Here is a 21,042-nt window from a genome sequence, read left to right on the forward strand (position 1 = left end):
AACTAATCTAAATCTGAACTTTAATCTCATTCTCAATTTCAATTTAATCCAAATGCATATTATCAATCAATCTTACTCCATCGACAACAACGACAATAAATGCTCTGAAATTTCTGTCTTTGTAGAAAAAATCTGTCTCTTTTAAGGTTTCTTCATCTGCAATTAAAAAATATTCCAGTTGCATCCCTTTTTGATGATCAAAAATATCCTGAACCCTTTTTTTAATTTCTGTAACTGTTACTACTCTGAACCAATCATTTACTTTTTTAAGAGTTTCATAAATGACTTTTGAAGCTTCTCTTCTGTCTTCGTGAAGTCTTTGGTTTCTTGAGCTTAATGCTAAGCCATTTTTGGCTCTATAAATAGAAACTCCTTTTATATTAATTGGAAGTTTTTTCTTTTCAACCATTTTTTTGATAATGGCTAATTGCTGAAAGTCTTTTTCACCAAAATAAGCATTGTCTGGTTTTACCTGATTAAAAAGCTCTTCAACTACTGTTCCAACACCATCAAAATGGCCTGGTCTTGATTTTCCTTCCATTTCATTTTCCAGACCATCGAAGTCATAATGCTGACTTTCAGTTTTTTCAGGGTAAATGTCCGCAACCTCGGGAATATAGACTGCATCTACCAAACCTGAATTTTTAAGGATTAAAATATCCCGGTTGATGTCTCTCGGGTACTTTTCGAGATCTTCCGGATTGTTAAACTGAGTAGGATTAACAAAAATTGATGATATCACTAAATCATTTTCTTCTCGTGCAGCTTTATAAAGAGACAAATGACCATTATGAAGGGCTCCCATAGTAGGTGCAAAACCTATCTTTTTGCCCATTTCTTTCTGTCTTTCAATGAAATCCTGAAGAACTTTTTTACTTTTTAAAACTTCCATAGTTTATTTTAATAGTAATTCAAAAATACTAAAAATATCATATAATTATTGTACAATTTGTGGTAGTTTTAATAATTTAGGAAAGGGAATTATCGTAAAAAAATGTTAATTAAAATAATGTTGGATGTTTTTTCGTAATTTTGCGCATTAAAGCATTTTTACAAAAATTAGATAGAAGTTTATGCCGAATCAAAAAATACTGTACATTACTACAGAGATGTATCCATATCAGGAAGATACCAATATGGCTGCAGTGGTAAACAAAATGGCACTTAAGATGCACAATGAAGGCAATGATGTAAGAGTTTTTATGCCAAGATTTGGACAAATTAGTGAAAGAAAATTCCAGCTTCATGAGGTAATCCGCCTTTCGGGAATGAATATTATTATTAATGATCTAGATCAACCTCTTATTATTAAAGTAGCGTCTCTTCCGGGGGAAAGACTTCAGGTTTACTTTATCGATAATGAAGAATACTTCAAAAGAAAACAATATTATCTTGATGATGACGGACAGTCTTTCGAAGATAACGACGAAAGAGCAATCTTCTTCGCAAGAGGAGTTATTGAAACGATCAAGAAACTGAACTGGGTTCCTGATGTGATTCATTTAAATGGATGGATGTCTTCTTTCGTTCCAATTTATTTAAAAACTTACTACGAATCTGATACTTATTTCAAAGACGCTAAAATTGTTCTTTCATTATATAATGAAAAAGATGCTCCTTTAGCGAAAAATATTGATGAGAAACTTAAGTTTGATAATATTTCAGGATTAAAAGCGTTAGATAATCCAACTGTAAAAACTTTTGTAATAGAAAGCATGAACTATGTTGACACAGTAGTAAAAGGAGATGAGTTCTTAGACGAAGACCTAGATAAAGCTTTCAATGAAACTTCTACTTCAAAATCGGAATATCTTGACGTAGATTCTATAAATCAACTTTATTAAAAAACACATTTTTAATGATCCATACTATTAAAAAAGCAATCACCGTATTTTCTCTGGTGGTTTTTGGAAGTGCATTACTTTATAATTGCGAACCGGATGCGGATACTTTAGGTGAGCAATTGTTTTTGGACGGAGCAGCGCAGGGTAATGAAAAGTCTTTCGACGTTGTTGCATTTAATATTAATAATAATGATAGTATCAGAAGTGATGCAAGTAAATTAACTTATGGTGTACTTGGTGCTTTTGATGAAGGTCAGTTTGGTATGCAGAAGGCGTCTTATCTTACACAACTAAGATTATCAACATATGATCCCGATTTTGGGACAAATGCACAGGTAGATTCTGTGGTTTTGGTTATAAAACCAAGATATGCAACTGACTCTGTTACTACTAATACGGTAGATGATAATTTTACATATATCACTGCTGCAGACGGAAGTGTGAATGCTAAAAAAGTAGTGAATACATATCCTGTTTTAAAATTTGGTAAAGCAAAAAGAACGTTTAATATAAGAGTGAATGAAGTTGATGAGTTCCTAAAGGGTGCTTCAGATTCTGCAAAGTCAAATTATGCATATCCGGCAACTACGCTTTTAGGATCGAAAGAATTTAAAGGTAATGTTAGCTCTGTAGCTATTACAAAAGATGACGGTGGAGCAGCTTTGTTCACAGCTGCAACTCCTGGAATTAGAATTCCGTTGGATAAAACATTTTTCCAGAATAAGATCATAGCGAAAAAAGATCAACCTGAGCTTCAGGATGCTTCTAATTTTATAAGATATTTTAAAGGGCTTAAAATTTCGGTTGATGAATCTGATGGATATTTATTTCAATTCTCTCCAAACGACATGGAATTGATAATGTATTATAAATATGATAAGACAGATGTAACACCCGCAACAAGACCTCAAACAACTTATACATTTGCCTTGGGTTCTGCAAATACACATATTGGAAACTATGTTTATAGCAGATCTGGTACATATACAAATGCAATGGCAACAAGTAATTCTACAACAGGAGATGAAAAATTGTATGCACAAGGTATGGGTGGAGCGTCTATTGGGATTAAAATTCCAAAAGCTACAATTGATAGCCTTACAAAGCGTTATGTGGAGAATAAAGCAGCAATCATTAGTGCTAAAATTAGAATATATACAGATGGTTCATGGGGTAATTCTAATTATGCTAAACCAGCTGAATTTACGTTCTTACAGAAATATAAAGATCCTACTAAACTTAATCCTATTACAGGTCTACCTTTAACAGTAACAAATTTTACTGATGATCTATTGAGCTTGTCAGGACTTGCAGGTTATACAATTTATAAATCCTATGATTTAAATAAAAATCCGGCGTACTATGATTTTGTTGTTACAAAATCTGTAAAAGACCTTGTCGAAAAAGTAGATTATGATTCTACCAAAAGAAATACAATATATTTCAGAATTGATATGGGTTCTTTCCAAACTAATACTGATGGAACAAGCTTAGCAGGATATAAATTCAAGACTACACCTTACAATACAAGTAGAGCTGTTTTTGTCGGTTCAAATACAACAGATCCAAATAAGGTTCAGTTAAAAGTTATCTACGGTACAAAATAAAAAAATTTAAAAACACTTGATATAATTATGTGCGGAATTGTTGGATATACAGGTTTTCAGGACGCTTACGATATCGTAATTAATGGTCTTAGAAGATTGGAATATAGAGGTTATGATAGTGCCGGAATTGTTCTGGAGAATGCTAATAATAAACTAGAAGTTGAAAAAACGAAAGGTAAAGTAGACGATCTTGTTAATATCTCCGGTCAGTTAAAAGGAATTGCTAAAGTAGGAATGGGACACACTCGTTGGGCAACCCACGGGGTTCCAAGTGATAGAAATTCTCATCCGCATTTATCTAATAATGATAAAATAGCACTTGTTCACAATGGTATCATTGAAAATTATGATACAATTAAAACAATGCTTACTGAAAAAGGATTTACTTTTAAATCTGAAACTGATACGGAAGTTTTGGTGAATCTTATCCAGTATTTCATGGATTTGAATACTGAAACAGATTTTCCTACTGCTGTAAGATATGCGCTTAACGAAGTTTATGGAGCATATGCAATTACGGTTATGCATGAAGATTTCCCTGGAGTATTGGTCGTAGGTAGATTAGGCTCTCCTTTAGCGATTGGAATTGGTGAAAAAGAATATTTTATTGCTTCTGACGCATCTCCTTTTGTAGAATTTACAAAAGAGGCTATTTATCTTGAAGAAGGTCATATGGCTACAATTTCTTTGGAAAATGGAGTAGATATCAGAACTATTAATGAAAATTCTAAAATCGAGCCGGAAATTCAAGAACTTAAATTGAGTCTGGAACAGATTGAAAAAGGTGGTTACGAACATTTCATGCTTAAAGAAATTTTCGAACAGCCTAAATCTATACATGATACGATGAGGGGTAGACTCATTCTAAATGAAGGAGTTATTAAAATGGCAGGAATCTGGGATCATATTGAGAAATTCAAAAATGCGAACAGAATCATCATTATTGCTTGTGGAACTTCTTGGCATGCAGGTCTTATCGGAGAGTATTTAATTGAAGAGTATGCACGAGTTCCTGTGGAAGTAGAATATGCTTCAGAATTCAGATATAGAAATCCAATTATTACTGATAAAGATGTAGTTATCGCAATCTCTCAATCTGGAGAAACCGCTGATACAATGGCTGCATTGAAATTAGCTAAAGAAAAAGGAGCATTTATCTATGGTATTTGTAATGTTGTAGATTCTTCGATTGCAAGAATAACAGATGCGGGTTCATATACACATGCAGGTCCTGAAATTGGGGTAGCTTCTACAAAAGCTTTCACTGCTCAGTTGACAATTCTTACTCTAATTGCATTTAAATTAGGTAAACATAATGGAAATTTAGGAAATGCAGACTTCATGAGCTTAATTGCAGAATTAGATGCTATTCCTAAAAAAATTGAAGAAGTTCTGAGTTCAACACACGAATTAGTGCAAAACATTGCAAAAGATTTTGTAGGTGCTACAAATTTCCTATATTTAGGAAGAGGATATAACTATCCGGCAGCACTGGAAGGTGCGTTGAAATTGAAAGAAATCTCTTATATTCATGCTGAAGGATACCCTGCTGCAGAAATGAAGCACGGTCCGATTGCTTTAATTGATGAAAATATGCCAATTGTTATCATTGCTCCAAAAAAAGGACATTATGATAAGATTGTAAGTAACGTTCAGGAAATTAAGGCGAGAAAAGGAAAAGTTATTGCTGTTGTAAATAAAGGAGATACTCAAGTAAGTGCGATGGCAGATTATGTTATCGAAATTCCTGAAACATCAGAATGTTTCTCACCAATCGTTGCGTCAGTACCTTTACAGCTATTAGCTTATTATATTGCTGTATATAGAGGTGCGAATGTCGATCAACCGAGAAACCTTGCAAAATCTGTAACTGTGGAATAAAAATTACTTGTAAATAAAATAAATTTAGATTTCTTTCGTTATTTCAAAAAAAATCTTAAAAGTTTCTTAAAAAAATTATATATTTACGGCTTAATTATAAAAATTAACATGAAAAGGATATTTCTTTTATTATTGTCTGCGTCAGTAGCGTCGGTATCTTGTTCAGGTGGTGGTACTTCTTCTGTGGGGAAACCAGGAACAAAAGGAGAGTTGATACCAAGAGAAAAAGCAAAATCATTTGTTGCAGAAAGACCATTTGGCATGGTTGCAATTCCTGCAGGATCGTTTGTTGCGGGGTTAACTGATCAGGATTTCACAAATAGTCCTGAAAAAGCTCAAGCAAAAACTGTGACTGTTTCTTCTTTCTTTATAGACGAATCAGAAACTACTAATGCGGAATACAGGTTATTTATCAACTATGTAAGAGATTCTATTGCTAGAACTTTACTTGCTGAAGCTGCCGGAGAAGGTGGTGAAGGTAAAGGTAAAGGGACAGGAATTGGAGATTATGCTTATCTTGCTCAAAAAGAAGAAAATTTAACACCATATCAAGAATATTTAGAAGGACAAGGTGGTGGAAATGAAGGAAGCTTCGATCCAACTAAAAAAATTGACTGGAAAGTTCCATTGCATTGGAATACTAGTAAATATCCTGATGTAGAATATGCAGAGGTTCTGGAATCAATGTATCTGCCTGCTTCTTCTAGAGTTGGTAATGAAAGAATCCTAGATGTTAGTAAATTAAAATATACATACAGATGGGGAGATATGGATGTTGCTTTAGCTGAAAAAGAAAGAGGAGTAAACTTCCTTAGAAGCGAAAGTATTGCAATCTATCCTGATACAACTGTATGGGTAAAAGATTTCCACTTTGCTTATAACGAACCATTGTTTGAACAATATTTCTGGCATAAAGCTTATAAAGATTATCCTGTTGTTGGGGTAACTTGGGATCAGGCAAGAGCTTATTGTGATTTCAGATCTAAATTGAAGTCTGATTACAACGAAAGTTTAAAAAGAAAGAAACAAAGACCATTGAAATTCAGACTTCCTACAGAAATCGAATGGGAATATGCTGCTAGAGGGGGAATGCAAAATGCTACTTATCCTTGGGGAGGTCCTTATTTAATGGACGACAGAGGTTGCTACTTAGCAAACTTCAAACCTAAGAGAGGTAACTATATGGAAGATGATAAAAAAGGTACTTATACATATACTGCTCCAGTAAAGAAGTTTAGAAAAAATGGATTTGGGTTATTTGATATGGCTGGAAACGTTTCTGAATGGACAGAATCTGCTTATAATAACTCTTCATACGGATTCTCATCTACTTTAAATCCTTCGACTAAAGATAAAACTGATACTAAAAAATCTGTAAGAGGTGGTTCTTGGAAAGATGTTGGATATATGCTAATGACTGGTGCGAGAGATTGGGAAAGAAAAGATTCAGCTAGAAGCTATATCGGATTTAGAACTGCACAGGATATTCCTGAAGCTGCTGTTAAGCCAAGAAAAGTTAACAGATAATTCAATAGAACCATTATTTTCAATAACAATTTTATTTAACATTAAAAAAAACTAACTTATATGTTTAAGACTAAAGATGCTTGGATGAATTTCTTCTATTCATTCGGTGCTGCAATTGTAATTCTTGGAGCTTGGCTTAAAATTACTCACATTACTTTGGGACCAATCAATGGTAACATCGCTCTTACAGTGGGACTTATCACGGAAGCTATCATTTTCATTATCTTCGCTTTCGACCCGCCAAAATCTGAAGAGTCTTATGCTTGGGAAAATGTTTATCCAGAATTATTAGATAAGCACGCAAACCCTAATCCATTACACTCAAATGTATCTAAAAGCAATGCTGCTGCTCAATTTGCTGAATTAGAAAATTCTCTTTCAACTAAATTGGACAAAATGCTTCAGGATGCTAAACTTGATGTTCAATTATTCGAAAGATTAAGAACAGGAATCGACAAATTTTCTAGCTCTGTTGATCAAATCAACCAAACTGTTGACGTATCAGCTTCTACACATAAATATAATGAGCAGTTAAATAAAGCAGCTCAGCACATGGAAAGCATGAATGCATTATATACTATGCAGTTGGAAAGCGGTAAGAGACAATCAGAATTTGCTAATAAATATGTAGCAGATATGCAAAAATCTGCTGAACAATCAGAAAAATTCAATCAGGAATTACAAGGTTTAACTTCAAACTTGAACAGCTTAAACAGAGTTTACGGTGGTATGCTAACTGCTATGAAGTCTTAATTTCCAAACCATTTCTAAATTTAACTACTTAATCAAAAAACAAAGAAAAGAGAATGGCAGCAGGAAAACAGACACCTCGTCAGAAGATGATCAACCTAATGTATTTGGTGTTCATCGCTATGATGGCCCTAAACATTGATGCAGAAATCATCAGGTCATATTATGATTCTACTAAAGCTCTTAATGAAACTAGATCTTTAACTGAAAAGAAAAACGAAAAGATTTTTGAAAAAACTCTTGAAGCAAAAGCTCAACAAGTACCAGATACTTATGCACAGCCTTGGGAGCAGTATAAAACTTTAAGAGATAAGATCAATAGTTTAGTTGCTGATGCTGAAAAAATTAAAGTATCATTAAAAAAACAATCAGAGTTTCACGATAAAGATGCACAAGGAAAAGATATCGATGTAAGTGAAAACTTTGCAGCATTGAATAATAATGAAGCTACAACTGAGTATTTTTTTAAAGAAGGAGATGAAAATACACCTTCAAAAGGAGCGACTGATCTAAAAGCTAAAATCGATGATGTAAGAAATTATATCAACCAAACTTTTGGAAACAATCCTCAATTAAAAGACTTAGTTGAAAGAGCTAATAAATCTTTAATTGCAGAATATCCGAAAGGAAAATCTCCAAATGATAAAACTTGGTTCCAAAACAAATTCTATCATCAGCCTTTAATTGCAGCTATTTCGAATTTAGAAATTATTCAGAATGATGCAAGAAATGTACAGTCTGATGCATTAGCATTAATGCTTCAGGAAAAAGTGGATGCTAGTATTAAATTTACAAGCTACGAAGCTATTGTTTCTGCGCCTGTAGATGTTGTTTCTGGTAAACCGGCTGAAGCTGTGATCATGTTAGGAAACTATTCTAACAGTAACAAGATTTCTATCTCTGGTGTAAGCAGACAAGAAAATGGTAAAGGTTACGCTTCACTTAATACAAGTGGAATCGGAGAACGTACTTTAAGTGGAAACATTACTTTAACTGATGCTACTGGTAAAGCACAAAGCTTCCCATTCACACATACATATAATGTAATTGCTGGTCCACAAGAAGTGAAACTTCAGAAAGGTTTATTGCTTTCTGCTGATAAGATGAATGTAATGTATAGAAATCTAGATAACCCTGTTTCAGGTTCTATCTTAGGTGCTGACAATTCTAAACTTTCATTATCTGCTCCGGGAGCTACTGTGAAGAGTACAGGACCTGGTAAGTGGGATGTAAAACCTGGTGCGGGTAGCGTGTTAAAAATTACTTTATCAGGAACAGATCCTTACGGAAAGAGTATTTCTCAGGTATTCGAATACAGAATCAAGAATGTACCTCCTCCACAAGGTCAGATCAGAGGGAAAAATGTGTTAACATTACCAGCAACTTCTGTTGAAAATCAGCAACTTCAGGCTGTTATTCCAGACTTTGACTTCCCGGTATCATTTAACGTGACTTCGTTCATGGTAAGAGTACCTGGTAGAGCTTCAATGCAGGTTCAGGGTAATTCATTACAAGGTGCAGCTGGAATGTTTAGAAACTTAAGAGCGGGAGATGGTGTTTATATATTTGATATTAAAGCAACAGCTACTGGATTAGGAAATACAATTGTTCCGAATATTTCACCTGTATTAATCAATGTTCAATAATAAAGAATTATGAAAAAATATATTAGCAGTTTTTTAGTATTAGTTTCGGGATTCATGTTTTCCCAAACTATCCTGAATGCTTCTTCTCCTGAAGAATTCAGAAAAATGAGAGCTGAGAACAAAATGAAAGTTGGAGATACTGTTATCGACAAAAAAGTTAAGCCTTTGGAATACGGATTTGTTGACGATAAGGATATCCTTAAAAGCATGTTTGTTTGGGAAGTTATCGATATGAATGATAAGATCAATCAGCCATTCTATTATAACAATCCTGATGGATTATTATCTACAGAAACAAAATCTCTATACAAATTATTGTTAGATGGAGCTTTCAATGGAGATATTAAAGAAGTTTATGATGATGAAAATTTCGTCCAGAGACTTACTCCAGAGCAAATCAAAACAAGATTAGTAGACGTAAGAGTTGACGACGAAGCTATCAATATCTTGAACAGTGGACGTCAGTTAACTGAGCAGGAGAAAAAAGAGCTTACTGACGTTTATGAAACTACAACTGAGAAAGTTAAAGTTTTAAAAATCTTCGGTATGTGGTTCATCGATAAAAGAGACGGACAATTGAAGTACAGACCTCTGGGAATTGCTGCAATGGGTCCAGATCCAAAATTGATTGGTAGAACAACTCCGGACGGTCAACCTTTACCAGGTGCTAATGATTTGATTGATCTTTTCTGGGTATATTATCCGAATGCGAGAGATATTTTAGCTAATAACTACGTTTTCAACAGAAAAAATTCATCTGCAGATTTATCTTTTGATGATTTGATCAACGCAAGAAGATTCTCTTCTGTTGTTTTTAAATCTTCTACAGGTTTAGGAGACGGTGTTATTAAGGATTATATCCCAAGAGATGCTGAAGATCAACTTGAGGAAAGCGACAGAATTAAGGCGCAGATCCTTCAAATGGAAAATGATATGTGGAATTACTAAGATTTCACTTGATAATTATAGAAAACCTGAGTATTTTTACTCAGGTTTTTTTTTATTATGAAAAATGTAGATTATATAATCGTTGGAGACGGATATGCAGGATTGTTTTTTGCACATCAACTGATAAAAAATAATAAATCTTTCGTTATATTTTCGGAAGGTAAAAAAAGTGCTTCACAGGTTTCTGCGGGAATTATAAATCCTGTTGTGCTTAAAAAATTCACGACTTTCTGGAAAGCTCAGGAACAAATTGATTTTTTAAAAATATCTTTAAAAGAGATTGAGAATTATACAGGAAAAAATTATTTAATTGAAGCACCTATTCACAGAATTTTTCATGATGAAAATGAACAGAGACTTTGGCTGAAAAAATCCGAAAATGATGAACTTATAAATTTTTTAGACAAAAATTTCGATCATTTAAATGTATTAAAAAACGATTTTCAGACAGGAAAGGTAAATCAATCTGCGAGGCTTAACGTTAATGGATTTTTCAGTGGTTTATTTGATTTTTTAGAAAATAGAGGTGATCTTATTAAAGAAAAGTTCTATTATTCCGAACTGGATACTGAAAATTCTACTTACAAAGATTTTACATTCAAAAATATTTTATTTTGTGAAGGAATGGCTGTAAAAGAAAATCCATTTTTTTCTGATATTCCTGTGATTCCAAATAAAGGGCATCATATTAAAGTTAAACTTTCAAAACAAATTCCTCAAAATATTACGATCAAGAAAAAGCATTTTCTATTTCCTGTAAATGATGAACTGTATTTTTATGGTGGAACCTACGATAGAGAGCAACTACATCATAATATTGATGATTCTGCAGTTGAACAGCTAAAAAAAGGTTTGGAAGAGTTTTATCCTTATGATTTTGAAATTGATCATGTAAACTTTGGTTTCAGACCAACAGTAAAAGATCGTAGACCAATTATAGGAAGGCATTCTAAGCATCAAAATCTCTATGTTTTTAATGGTCTTGGTGCAAGAGGAATTTTAAACGGATGTTATTTTTCTAAGAATTTATATGATTTTATTGAAGAAAATATTCCTTTGCCTAAAGAAATTTCTATAGAAAGATTTAAATAAATTCTACATTATTTGAATGACTGTAATCATTGTATAGGTACTTTATAATTCTTAACTTCAATGGTTAATGAAATAAAGAATCATTCATGGATGAAAATATTTTAGGAATTATAGCCGGAGTTCTTACTTCAGTATCGATGATTCCGCAATTGATAAAAGTTATAAAAGAAAAAAACGCCGATGAATTGTCTTGGATAATGCTTTTAGTGCTTATTTCGGGGCTTTCGTTGTGGATTTGGTATGGTTTTATAAAAGATGAACTTCCGATTATTCTTTCGAATTCTTTTGCGGTGATCGTGAATATAACTTTATTGATCTGTTATATGATTTACAAAAAGAAATAATTTTCATAAAAAGAGAACACTCCTGCAGTACAGAAGTGTTCTTATTTATATTGATGTGTTTATTAATTTGAAGATTTTATTTCTGTAAAATAAATTTTGCCAAAGGAGCCATTCTTGCTTTGTTCAGCGTTAAAATATTTCCGTTTACAGAATAATTGTCGGCCGAAAGAAGAGCTTGCGTAAAAGCATGTTCAGTGTCCAAATCGTCACAGGCAATCATCGTAGACATTCCCTGATTGAATTTGATACGCATAACTTCCTGTTTTATTTCAAAAGTTCCGCCAACGCCATTACATCCGCCATGTCCTTCATATCTCATATCCTTTGTATTTAAAGTGAAATAAGGATTTGCTGCTGGATTTTTAAGTTTTATAGGCTGCCCATTTATTTCTGTTAATTTCCAAACTTTTCCTGTGATGTCCTGTGATTTTTCAGGTAGAGTAGTAGTTGGTTTGCTCATGCATGAAGCTGTTATGATAATAATTAAAAGTGAGCAAAAATATGTCAATAACTTTTTCATAATTTTAAATTTTGTGATTAATAAAATTCTTAAGGTGATTTATTAATAAGAAGCCATTTTGGTGTTTGGGGAAGAAGATTTATTTTTTTTATGATGAAATAGCACCATGTTATAATCCTTTTTCAGAAAAGTAACTTCCCCTCTAATGTCAGAATATTGAAAATCAGCATCTCCGGCAGTATATTCAGGTAGTTCTTCATTTTTTTTCAATTCATAAGATTTTCCGTCCAGACGTATGGTTATTGTATTTTGAGTTTCATTAACGGCTACTTCCAGCTGATCCCCAAATTCATCTGTGTAAACATCTTTTGAGATTTTGTCGGTGTTTTGAACTTCGGCTACATTTTGTAAACTTACCTCTTCTTCTTTAGACTGATGCCTACATGCTGTTATGGTAAAAACCGGCAAAACGGCTATGGTAAGGATCTTTAATAATTTTTTCATGATAATAAGTGACTTTTAGGTGATTCATTGATAATGATGGTGTTATTATTCTATAAAATTACGACTTTTATTAAAAATAATATGTTAATTTTATATAAATTAATTAAATTTCTTTATATTTTATAGGTGTTTAAGACTTTTGGTAAAGTAACTTTTATTAAATCAGATTGTGATAAAAGTTGCAAAGAACCATGAATAAAGGATAGAAATGATGACTTGATAAATCCTCAATAAGATAAATATGTGGATTTTTAAAATAGTTTAATAAAAAAAGAGGTCGTTTAGGGAACGCCTCTTTCTAAAATCAAAACTGTGTGTTTTTAGAATCTATGGTGCCGTTATCTGATCTATTGTAAAGAATGCTTTTGTTGTACTGCAGTTTCCTGATGGACAGTTTGTTGCGTTTCCTACGTTTGCAGGAGTTGATGAACCCATCATAAAATACATTTTATAAAAAGATTTATCCGCGCCGTTGTTTGTTGTCCATGAGTAGATTCTCTGTTCAGGCATTCCTCCTGCATAAACTCCGGGATCTCCCCAATATGGATTGGTACTGGCTGTTTGTATATTTGCCCCCGTTGTAGCATTAATTAAAGATGCACTTGAAACCGCATTATCTCCTGCCCATGCTCCTACAGGTAATCTCAGCTGATTTTGCATGTAGCCTCCTGCTCCTCCCCATAAATAATGTCCGTTCGAAATAATATCGACAGTAGAAGCGCTGTTATTTCTGATTTGTAAGTTTACATCTGCAAATGCAGTTCCTGTAGGAATAAAGCAACGTACGGAAAACTTACCATCGGGCGTTGTTATAGAAATAGCATATCCTGCTCTTCCGTTATCAGTAGTAGCAGTTAAAGGTCCCATTACTGCAAGACTTTCTATAGATGCCAAACTGGGATTTGCTGTACTGCCGGTGGAAGAAGAAGTGTTAAATACTCTCCATTCAGTTCCGTTCCAGAAATAATATCCTGAAGGAATAGTTGGTCCTGTATTGTATATTAAAAGTCCGTTGGCGTTAGGAGCAGTTCCTAATTGCATTGTTGCGGAAGTAAGACTTATTCTTGGTCCTAAAATTCCTTTATTAGTTGATGTTATATCCAAAATAGCTGATGCATCCGGATTTGTTGTATTGATACCAACTTGTGCAAATGATAAACTCGATGCGAATAAGATTCCTGCCAGGAAAAGTTTGTTCTTCATAGTTTTATTTAGTTTTAGGTTATTGAGGTTTTTTTTGTAATTAAAATCAAATTTATTTTTGATATTTATTTATGTAAAAATAACAAATAATACCTTATGATTGTTAATAATTAAATAAAATTAATTTAAATCATAATATTTTTTAATTAAAACACCCTATTTATGATTAGTTAACGTTGGTGTGGTATTTTAAATCATTTTATTATGGATAGAATTTGATTTAAATTAAATTTTAAATTACTTTTATTATTGATAATTGTTTGCTAACCATTTATGTATAGGCTTTTTTGTATGCTTAAAATAATGTTGTATTAGTGAATTCAGGTTATTTAAAGGAGTGTTAAATATTGTTAATACATGTCATTTATCATGAGATTGTCTTGAAATGTATTTAAACTAAAACCTACATTTGTGCCTTGAAATCATGAGAAATTATATAGTATATTTTTTGACCACCCTTTTTCTGCTATTCGTAGTGGAAAGCAAGGTTAATGTCAAAACATTACGAAATGATTATACTAGTCATACTTCTCAGAATTTACCAAAAAGAGCGAACCGTTTAAATCAAACTTACGAAAAACTTTCAGTTCAGCAGGCTCCCGATGATACAGGTAATGCTTATTCGCTGGAACTTGCAGAAGATGATTTTCAATTCTCTGATACATTACAGACAATTGTTTTCTTTGCGAGTGTTTTCACATTGGTATATGTTTTTGGTTTAAAAAGTTTCAAGAGATTAAAACCAACTATTCACGGTTTTTTATCCGAATTTTCTACTATTAAAAGATTCATTCTGATACGTTCTATCAGAATCTAAGATCCATTTTTCGATTTATTTTCCACTAATTTGTTTAGCGGAGAATATTATGCGTTGTGTTTGCCGGTAATCATCACTTCGCTCCACTTTCTTATTACCATTTTCATATTAAAACATTAACGATTTACATAAACTCTAAAATTATGATTAAAAGAGTTGTCGCAAGCATTGCGCTAAGCAGTCTTTTATTGTTCACAGGTTGTAACAAGAAAAAAGAAGAGAAAGAAGAAGCTACGGTTTATCCGGTTACCTCTCCAGTAGTAATGGATACGGTAATTGATAAGGAATTTGTAGCTCAGATCAGGTCTGTAAAGAACATTGAAGTTCGTGCACAGGAGAAAGGTTTCCTTGAAAAAATCTACGTAGACGAAGGTCAGTATGTTCATCAAGGACAGGTGTTATTTCAAATCATGCCTAAATTGTATCAGGCAGAATTGTTAAAAGCACAGGCAGAAGTAGCACAGGCTACTATTGAATTGAAAAATGCAAGCACTTTAGCCAACAACAACATTGTTTCTAAAAACGAAAGATTAATGGCAAAAGCTAAATTGGATGCAGCAAACGCAGAAGTAAATCTTGCTCAGACACATTTGTCATTTACAAACATCAAAGCACCGTTTTCAGGAATTATCGACAGATTACCTTTGAAATTAGGAAGCTTGGTTGACGAAGGAGATTTATTAACTTCTTTGTCTGATAACAATGACATTTACACGTATTTCAACGTTTCAGAGCCGGAATACCTGAATTATCAGAGAAATGTGGCATCAAGAGGGAGCAATCAAGTTGCTTTGGTAATGGCAAACGGAGACGTTTTTCCTCAAAAAGGTGAAGTTCAGACGATCGAAGGAGAATTTGACAGTGAAACAGGAAATATTGCTTTCAGAGCTAAATTCCCGAATCCCGACAAATTACTGAGAAACGGAGAAACAGGAAAAGTAAGAATGACTTTACCATTGAAAAATGCTTTAATTATTCCTCAAAAAGCCACCTACGAAATTCAGGATCAGAAATATGTTTTCGTAATAGATAAAAACGGAGTAGCAAAATCAAGAAATATTAAAGTAGCTTATGAGCTTCCGGATGTATATGTTGTAGCTTCAGGCTTGGCAACAGGTGATCAGATCTTATTGGAAGGAGTTCAGAAAGTGAAAGACGATCAGAAAGTTCAGGTTAAAGCTCAGGATCCGAAAAAAGTTCTTCAATCATTGAAATTAAAAGCAGAGTAGGACTCTATAAATGAAGCAGTATTATGTTTAAGAAATTCATTCGCAGACCTGTTCTGTCTATTGTAATCTCATTGATTATTGTATTTATGGGAGTGCTGTCACTGGTAAAATTACCGGTTACTCAGTTCCCATCCATTTCACCGCCAAAAGTAAACATCACCGCAGAATATCCGGGAGCTAACAACGAATTGTTGATTAAATCCGTGGTTATTCCGTTGGAAAGAGGTTTAAATGGTGTACCGGGAATGAAATATATGACTTCCGATGCCGGAAACGACGGGGAAGCTTCGATTCAGGTGGTTTTCGACTTAGGAACCGATCCGAACGTAGCAGCCGTAAACGTTCAGAACCGTGTATCTTCAGTTGTGAACAAACTTCCGCCATTGGTAGTTCGTGAAGGGGTGAAAATTACTCGTGAAGAACCTAACATGTTGATGTATATCAATTTGTATAGTGATGATCCTAAAGCTGACCAGAAATTCCTTTTCAACTACGCAGATATCAACGTGATGTCTGAATTAAGAAGAGTAGGTGGTGTTGGTTTCGCTGATATCTTAGGAACAAGAGAATATGCAATGCGTATCTGGCTTAAACCTGACAGATTAACGGCTTACAGTATTTCAGCTGATGAAGTAATGGAATCGTTAAATGAACAGAGTTTGGAAGCTTCTCCGGGTAAAACGGGGGAAAGTTCCGGGAAAAGATCGCAGTCATTTGAATATATTTTAAAATATCCGGGTCGTTTTAATAATGAAAAAGATTACGGAAATATTATTCTTAAAGCAAAACCAGACGGAGAATTTATCAGATTAAAAGATGTTGCAGATATAGAATTCGGTTCTTCGATGTACGATATTTATTCTACATTGAATGGTAAACCTTCTGCAGCGATCACGGTAAAACAATCGTATGGTTCCAACGCAAGTGACGTTATCAAAAATGTAAAATCTTTGATGGCAGATTTGCAGAAAACAAGCTTCCCGAAAGGAATGCATTATGACATCAGTTATGACGTTTCAAGATTCTTGGATGCGTCGATTGAAAAAGTAATCCATACATTATTTGAAGCCTTCATTTTGGTGGCAATTGTGGTATTCCTTTTCTTAGGAGACTGGCGTTCAACATTGATTCCGGCAATTGCGGTTCCCGTTTCATTGATCGGTACGTTCGCAGTCATGTCCGCTTTTGGAATTACGTTAAACATGATCTCACTATTTGCCTTGGTAATGGCAATTGGGGTTGTCGTCGATGATGCGATTGTTGTAATTGAAGCGGTTCACGCTAAGATGGAAGAGAAACACTTATCTCCATTAAAGGCAACAGAAGAAGCAATGCACGAAATCAGTGGAGCGATTATCGCGATCACTTTGGTAATGGCATCAGTATTCATTCCGATTGCATTCATGTCTGGTCCGGTTGGGGTATTTTACCGTCAGTTCTCAATTACAATGGCTTCTGCAATTATCCTTTCTGGAGTTGTAGCCTTGACATTGACTCCCGCTTTATGTGCTTTAATTTTAAAGAACAACCACGGAAAAGCTAAAAAGAGAACTCCGATCACTATTTTCTTAGATAAATTCAACAATTTATTTACAAAAGGAGCAGGGAAGTACGAGAAAATGTTGAATAAAACTGTTAAAAAGAAAACATTCACTCTTCCTTTATTATTGGCATTTTGTGCTTGTACATTCTTCTTAAGCAACTCGCTTCCTTCAGGATTTATTCCGGCGGAAGATCAGGGGATGATTTATGCAATTATTCAGACACCTCCAGGTTCTACATTGGAAAGAACGAATCAGATTGCTAAGGAATTATTAAGAGAGTCTGAAGACGTTGATGGAGTACAGTCTGTTTCTTCATTGGCTGGTTATGAAATTTTGACAGAAGGTACAGGTTCAAATTCAGGTACTTGTTTGATCAACCTTAAAAGTTGGGAAGACCGTAAAGAATCTGCCGCGGAAATTATAGAAAAACTTGAAGAAAAAGCTAAAAATATTCCGGGAGCAAATATAGAATTCTTCCAACCGCCTTCAATTCCGGGTTATGGTGCAGCCGGTGGTTTTGAACTTCGTCTTTTGGATAAAGCAGGAAGTGGAGATTATCAGAAAATGGAAAAAGTAAGTAACGATTTTGTAAAGGAACTGAAAAAACGTCCTGAACTGGGTTCTGCATTTACATTCTATTCTGCGAGTTTCCCTCAATATATGCTAAAGATCGATAATGATCTTGCCGAACAAAAAGGAGTTACGATTGAAAAAGCAATGGACAATCTTTCCACTTTAATTGGTTCGAATTATGAGACAAGTTTCATTCGTTTCGACAGACCTTACAAAGTGATTGTTCAGGCTGGTCCACAATATCGTGCGCTACCAACGGATCTATTGAAGTTATATGTTAAAAATGATAAAGATCAGATGGTTCCGTATTCAGATTTCATGCATTTGGAAAAAGTTTATGGTCTATCAGAGATCACAAGACATAATATGTATAACTCTTCCGAGGTAAGTGGAACTCCTGCGCCGGGTTACAGTTCCGGACAGGCGATTGCTGCCATTCAGGAAGTTGCAGATAAGACACTTCCGAGAGGTTTTGGTATCGACTGGGCAGGTATTTCTAAGGATGAAGTAAGTCGTGGAAATGAAGCGATATTTATCTTCTTGGTATGTTTAGGATTTGTTTATTTAATTCTTGCGGCGCAGTATGAAAGTTTCATTCTTCCGCTACCGGTAATTTTATCATTGCCGACGGGGATTTTCGGAGCATTCTTATGTTTGAAATTATTAGGATTGGAAAACAACATCTACGCTCAGGTGGCGATGGTCATGTTGATTGGTCTTTTGGGTAAAAATGCCGTATTGATCGTGGAATTTGCCGTACAGAAGAAAGCGGAAGAAGGAATTCCGGTGGCACAGGCTGCAATTGAAGGAGCTGCGATCCGTTTCCGCCCGATTTTGATGACATCTTTTGCATTCATTGCAGGTTTGATTCCTTTGGTAATGGCAACCGGACCGGGTGCGATTGGTAACCGAACAATCGGTACAGCTGCAGCAGGAGGTATGTTGATCGGAACTATTTTCGGATTAATGATCATTCCTGGATTGTATTACATCTTCGGAACGATTGCTGAAAAATCGAAACTGGCAAAATATGAAGAAGAAAATCCTTTAACAGAACAAACAGAACCTTATCAACACGATGATAAACATGAAGACTTATAATTATAATAAATATATAGCAGCCATTGCCTTATCGCTTGTTTTAGCAAGCTGTAAGGCGCCAATGGCGACCGTCATAAAAGATGAGGTAAAAGAAAATGTGCCTCAGAATTTTAATCAGGAAGATCAGGGTGACGCAAATAATAACAGCGGAACAACACCTTGGAGACAGTTTTTTACTGACCCGAATTTAGTCGCTTTAATTGAAACGGCATTAAAGAACAATCAGGAGTTAATGATCACTTTGCAGGAAATTGAAATTGCAAAAAGCGGTGTTTTAGCGAAAAAAGGAAGATTAACTCCAACTGTTACTGCAGGACTTGGAGCCGGAGCAACAAAAGCAGGTCGTTACACAAGCGAAGGAGCGGGTGACGCGAGTACGGAAATCGAACCTGGAAAAGAAGTACCCGATATCCTTGGGAATTTCGAAGGAGGATTGATGGCGAACTGGGAAGTTGATATCTGGAAAAAATTAAGAACAGAGAAAGAATCTGCAGTTGCGCATTATCTTTCAACAGTTGAAGGAAAGAATTTCGTTCTTTCAAATTTAATTGAAGAAGTTGCGGATAACTATTATGAATTGCTGGCTTTGGATAATCAGTTGGATATTATTCAGCAGTACACGAAACTTCAGCAGAGAGCTTTGGAAATTTCAAAAATTCAGAAAGAAGCTGCAGCAGCAACTGAATTGGCGGTGAAAAAGTTTGAGGCTGAATTAGCGAAATCAAAAGCGTCAGAATATACAATCCGCCAGGAAATTACCGAAAAAGAGAATCAGATTAATGCTCTTTGTGGTCGTTATCCACAGCCGATCGTAAGAACGAAAGAAGATTTTATGACAACCATTCCGCAAACGGTTTATACAGGAATTCCGTCACAATTATTGGCAAACCGTCCTGATATCAAACAAGCTGAATTGGAATTAAAATCAACAAAATTAGATGTAGAAGCAGCGAGAAAAGAGTTTTATCCTACATTGGAAATTTCTGCAACTTTAGGATTGGAAGCTTTCAAACCTTCTTACTTGGTGAAATTACCGGAATCTATTGCTTCAAGTTTGGTGGGAGAACTGGCTGGTCCGCTTATCAATAAAAGTGCGATCAAAGCAAATTTCCAAACAGCGGATGCAAGACAGATTCAGTCTTTGTATGAGTATGATAAAACGATTCTTAATGCATATTTAGATGTTGCCAATTTAATGTCTAAAGTGAAAAACATAGATCAGTATTACAAACTGAAGTCTGAGGAAACAAAGGCTTTGGAACAATCTATCGATATTGCTAATCAGTTATTTAGAAATTCAAGAGCAGATTATCTGGAAGTTCTTCTGAACCAAAGAGATGCACTGGATGCAAAAATGGAACTGGTTGAAGCAAAACAGAAACAGCTGAGTACAGTTGTAGATATTTACAAGAGCTTAGGCGGAGGCTGGAAGTGATTTGTAAATCCTTAATGTTTTAAAAAGAAAAGAGGCTGCCCGCAAGGAACAGTCTCTTTTCGATTAAAACTGAAAACTTTAATAAAAAAGCTCATCTTACTGAACCTTTTCTCCAATTTACCTGCAGGAAATGATCGCAACTAAATTAAATTTTTTCAATGGCTATTAGTTTTTACCTCAAAAAAAGAGGTTATTAGTTTTTAAATTAAATTTTAAAATACCATCCTTCCCTAAAAGTAATTTCCTCGATTAAGGAAGGTGGATTTTTTTATGAATAGAATCATCATTTATATCGGTTTTTTCAAAATTTATCTTGATGTGTCTTTTTTGTGCTTATTTTTCTATTCAAGGTTTCTTTAAAAAATTGTCTCAGTTAGCTTTGTTGATATTCGATTTCTGAGCCCGAAATTATAACGTTGCCACGATAAAAAAAAACACTTGTTGTCTTTATTCGTAAATTGTGACGTCATAATTCGCGAATTAGGTTTATTTAATTTGTTGATATTTAGTTTGTTATTTTGTAAAATAGAAATAGTT

General features: G+C 34.3%; 17 protein-coding genes. 13 read left to right on the forward strand and 4 right to left on the reverse strand.

Features of this window, described 5'->3' with window-relative positions; translation table 11 throughout:
* Positions 1–43: 43 nt before the first annotated feature.
* Complete coding sequence (gene panC / locus ABD940_RS14525) at positions 44–892, reverse strand: pantoate--beta-alanine ligase (RefSeq protein ID WP_345205319.1); 849 nt, start codon at positions 890–892, stop codon at positions 44–46.
* Positions 893–1,073: 181 nt separating this feature from the next.
* Between panC and ABD940_RS14530 the strand changes: the two genes are divergently transcribed.
* From ABD940_RS14530 to ABD940_RS14570, 9 genes are all read left to right on the forward strand, one after another.
* Positions 1,074–1,844: a glycogen/starch synthase gene (locus ABD940_RS14530; protein ID WP_345205321.1), complete on the forward strand. Its 771-nt coding sequence runs from the start codon at positions 1,074–1,076 to the stop codon at positions 1,842–1,844.
* Between the two features lie 14 nt (positions 1,845–1,858).
* Positions 1,859–3,451, forward strand: coding sequence for a DUF4270 family protein (locus ABD940_RS14535; protein WP_345205324.1), 1,593 nt, complete (start codon positions 1,859–1,861; stop codon positions 3,449–3,451).
* Between the two features lie 27 nt (positions 3,452–3,478).
* Positions 3,479–5,332, forward strand: coding sequence for a glutamine--fructose-6-phosphate transaminase (isomerizing) (gene glmS, locus ABD940_RS14540; protein WP_345205327.1), 1,854 nt, complete (start codon positions 3,479–3,481; stop codon positions 5,330–5,332).
* Between the two features lie 108 nt (positions 5,333–5,440).
* Complete coding sequence (porK, locus tag ABD940_RS14545; RefSeq protein WP_345205330.1) at positions 5,441–6,859, forward strand: T9SS ring complex lipoprotein PorK/GldK; 1,419 nt, start codon at positions 5,441–5,443, stop codon at positions 6,857–6,859.
* Between the two features lie 60 nt (positions 6,860–6,919).
* Entirely contained in the window at positions 6,920–7,612 is a 693-nt protein-coding gene (gene porL, locus ABD940_RS14550) for a type IX secretion system motor protein PorL/GldL (RefSeq protein WP_345205333.1), read from the forward strand.
* Between the two features lie 53 nt (positions 7,613–7,665).
* Positions 7,666–9,255, forward strand: coding sequence for a type IX secretion system motor protein PorM/GldM (gene porM / locus ABD940_RS14555; protein WP_345205335.1), 1,590 nt, complete (start codon positions 7,666–7,668; stop codon positions 9,253–9,255).
* Between the two features lie 9 nt (positions 9,256–9,264).
* Complete coding sequence (gene porN, locus ABD940_RS14560; RefSeq protein ID WP_345205338.1) at positions 9,265–10,203, forward strand: type IX secretion system ring subunit PorN/GldN; 939 nt, start codon at positions 9,265–9,267, stop codon at positions 10,201–10,203.
* Positions 10,204–10,260: 57 nt separating this feature from the next.
* The gene (locus ABD940_RS14565; protein ID WP_345205341.1) at positions 10,261–11,295 is read left to right on the forward strand and encodes an NAD(P)/FAD-dependent oxidoreductase; all 1,035 of its coding nucleotides are present in this window, start codon (positions 10,261–10,263) and stop codon (positions 11,293–11,295) included.
* A gap of 86 nt (positions 11,296–11,381) precedes the next feature.
* Positions 11,382–11,639 carry a SemiSWEET transporter gene (locus tag ABD940_RS14570; RefSeq protein ID WP_345205343.1) on the forward strand — a complete coding sequence of 86 codons (258 nt, stop codon included), beginning with the start codon at positions 11,382–11,384 and terminating at the stop codon, positions 11,637–11,639.
* Between the two features lie 76 nt (positions 11,640–11,715).
* Here ABD940_RS14570 and ABD940_RS14575 read toward each other — a convergent pair whose 3' ends face one another.
* The 3 genes from ABD940_RS14575 to ABD940_RS14585 form a co-directional block, all read right to left on the reverse strand.
* Positions 11,716–12,159: an META domain-containing protein gene (locus ABD940_RS14575; protein WP_345205345.1), complete on the reverse strand. Its 444-nt coding sequence runs from the start codon at positions 12,157–12,159 to the stop codon at positions 11,716–11,718.
* Between the two features lie 42 nt (positions 12,160–12,201).
* Positions 12,202–12,603: a hypothetical protein gene (locus ABD940_RS14580; RefSeq protein WP_345205347.1), complete on the reverse strand. Its 402-nt coding sequence runs from the start codon at positions 12,601–12,603 to the stop codon at positions 12,202–12,204.
* Positions 12,604–12,930: 327 nt separating this feature from the next.
* Positions 12,931–13,806, reverse strand: a complete 876-nt coding sequence (locus tag ABD940_RS14585) for a hypothetical protein (protein WP_345205349.1) — start codon at positions 13,804–13,806, stop codon at positions 12,931–12,933.
* A 424-nt stretch (positions 13,807–14,230) separates the two neighbouring features.
* Between ABD940_RS14585 and ABD940_RS14590 the strand changes: the two genes are divergently transcribed.
* The 4 genes from ABD940_RS14590 to ABD940_RS14605 all read left to right on the forward strand — a co-directional run bounded on the left by ABD940_RS14590 (position 14,231) and on the right by ABD940_RS14605 (position 20,505).
* Entirely contained in the window at positions 14,231–14,623 is a 393-nt protein-coding gene (locus ABD940_RS14590; protein WP_345205352.1) for a hypothetical protein, read from the forward strand.
* 146 nt (positions 14,624–14,769) lie between these two features.
* Complete coding sequence (locus ABD940_RS14595; protein WP_425550369.1) at positions 14,770–15,852, forward strand: efflux RND transporter periplasmic adaptor subunit; 1,083 nt, start codon at positions 14,770–14,772, stop codon at positions 15,850–15,852.
* A gap of 23 nt (positions 15,853–15,875) precedes the next feature.
* Positions 15,876–19,070: an efflux RND transporter permease subunit gene (locus ABD940_RS14600; protein ID WP_345205357.1), complete on the forward strand. Its 3,195-nt coding sequence runs from the start codon at positions 15,876–15,878 to the stop codon at positions 19,068–19,070.
* Positions 19,057–20,505 (forward strand): TolC family protein, encoded by a 1,449-nt coding sequence (locus tag ABD940_RS14605; protein WP_345205360.1) that lies wholly within the window; start codon positions 19,057–19,059, stop codon positions 20,503–20,505. The genes ABD940_RS14600 and ABD940_RS14605 overlap by 14 nt, the downstream gene beginning before the upstream one ends.
* The last annotated feature ends 537 nt before the right edge of the window (positions 20,506–21,042 follow it).

It is taken from the genome of Chryseobacterium ginsengisoli (genome assembly GCF_039542325.1).
Lineage (GTDB): Bacteria > Bacteroidota > Bacteroidia > Flavobacteriales > Weeksellaceae > Chryseobacterium > Chryseobacterium ginsengisoli.

Coding starts and splice junctions, on each gene's coding strand:
- glmS (WP_345205327.1), top strand. CDS start 3,479: ATGTGCGGAATTGTTGGATATACAGGTTTTCAGGACGCTTACGATATC.
- ABD940_RS14590 (WP_345205352.1), top strand. CDS start 14,231: ATGAGAAATTATATAGTATATTTTTTGACCACCCTTTTTCTGCTATTC.
- ABD940_RS14565 (WP_345205341.1), top strand. CDS start 10,261: ATGAAAAATGTAGATTATATAATCGTTGGAGACGGATATGCAGGATTG.
- porM (WP_345205335.1), top strand. CDS start 7,666: ATGGCAGCAGGAAAACAGACACCTCGTCAGAAGATGATCAACCTAATG.
- ABD940_RS14575 (WP_345205345.1), bottom strand. CDS start 12,159: ATGAAAAAGTTATTGACATATTTTTGCTCACTTTTAATTATTATCATA.
- panC (WP_345205319.1), bottom strand. CDS start 892: ATGGAAGTTTTAAAAAGTAAAAAAGTTCTTCAGGATTTCATTGAAAGA.
- ABD940_RS14605 (WP_345205360.1), top strand. CDS start 19,057: ATGAAGACTTATAATTATAATAAATATATAGCAGCCATTGCCTTATCG.
- ABD940_RS14570 (WP_345205343.1), top strand. CDS start 11,382: ATGGATGAAAATATTTTAGGAATTATAGCCGGAGTTCTTACTTCAGTA.
- porL (WP_345205333.1), top strand. CDS start 6,920: ATGTTTAAGACTAAAGATGCTTGGATGAATTTCTTCTATTCATTCGGT.
- porN (WP_345205338.1), top strand. CDS start 9,265: ATGAAAAAATATATTAGCAGTTTTTTAGTATTAGTTTCGGGATTCATG.
- ABD940_RS14600 (WP_345205357.1), top strand. CDS start 15,876: ATGTTTAAGAAATTCATTCGCAGACCTGTTCTGTCTATTGTAATCTCA.
- ABD940_RS14585 (WP_345205349.1), bottom strand. CDS start 13,806: ATGAAGAACAAACTTTTCCTGGCAGGAATCTTATTCGCATCGAGTTTA.
- ABD940_RS14530 (WP_345205321.1), top strand. CDS start 1,074: ATGCCGAATCAAAAAATACTGTACATTACTACAGAGATGTATCCATAT.
- porK (WP_345205330.1), top strand. CDS start 5,441: ATGAAAAGGATATTTCTTTTATTATTGTCTGCGTCAGTAGCGTCGGTA.
- ABD940_RS14535 (WP_345205324.1), top strand. CDS start 1,859: ATGATCCATACTATTAAAAAAGCAATCACCGTATTTTCTCTGGTGGTT.
- ABD940_RS14580 (WP_345205347.1), bottom strand. CDS start 12,603: ATGAAAAAATTATTAAAGATCCTTACCATAGCCGTTTTGCCGGTTTTT.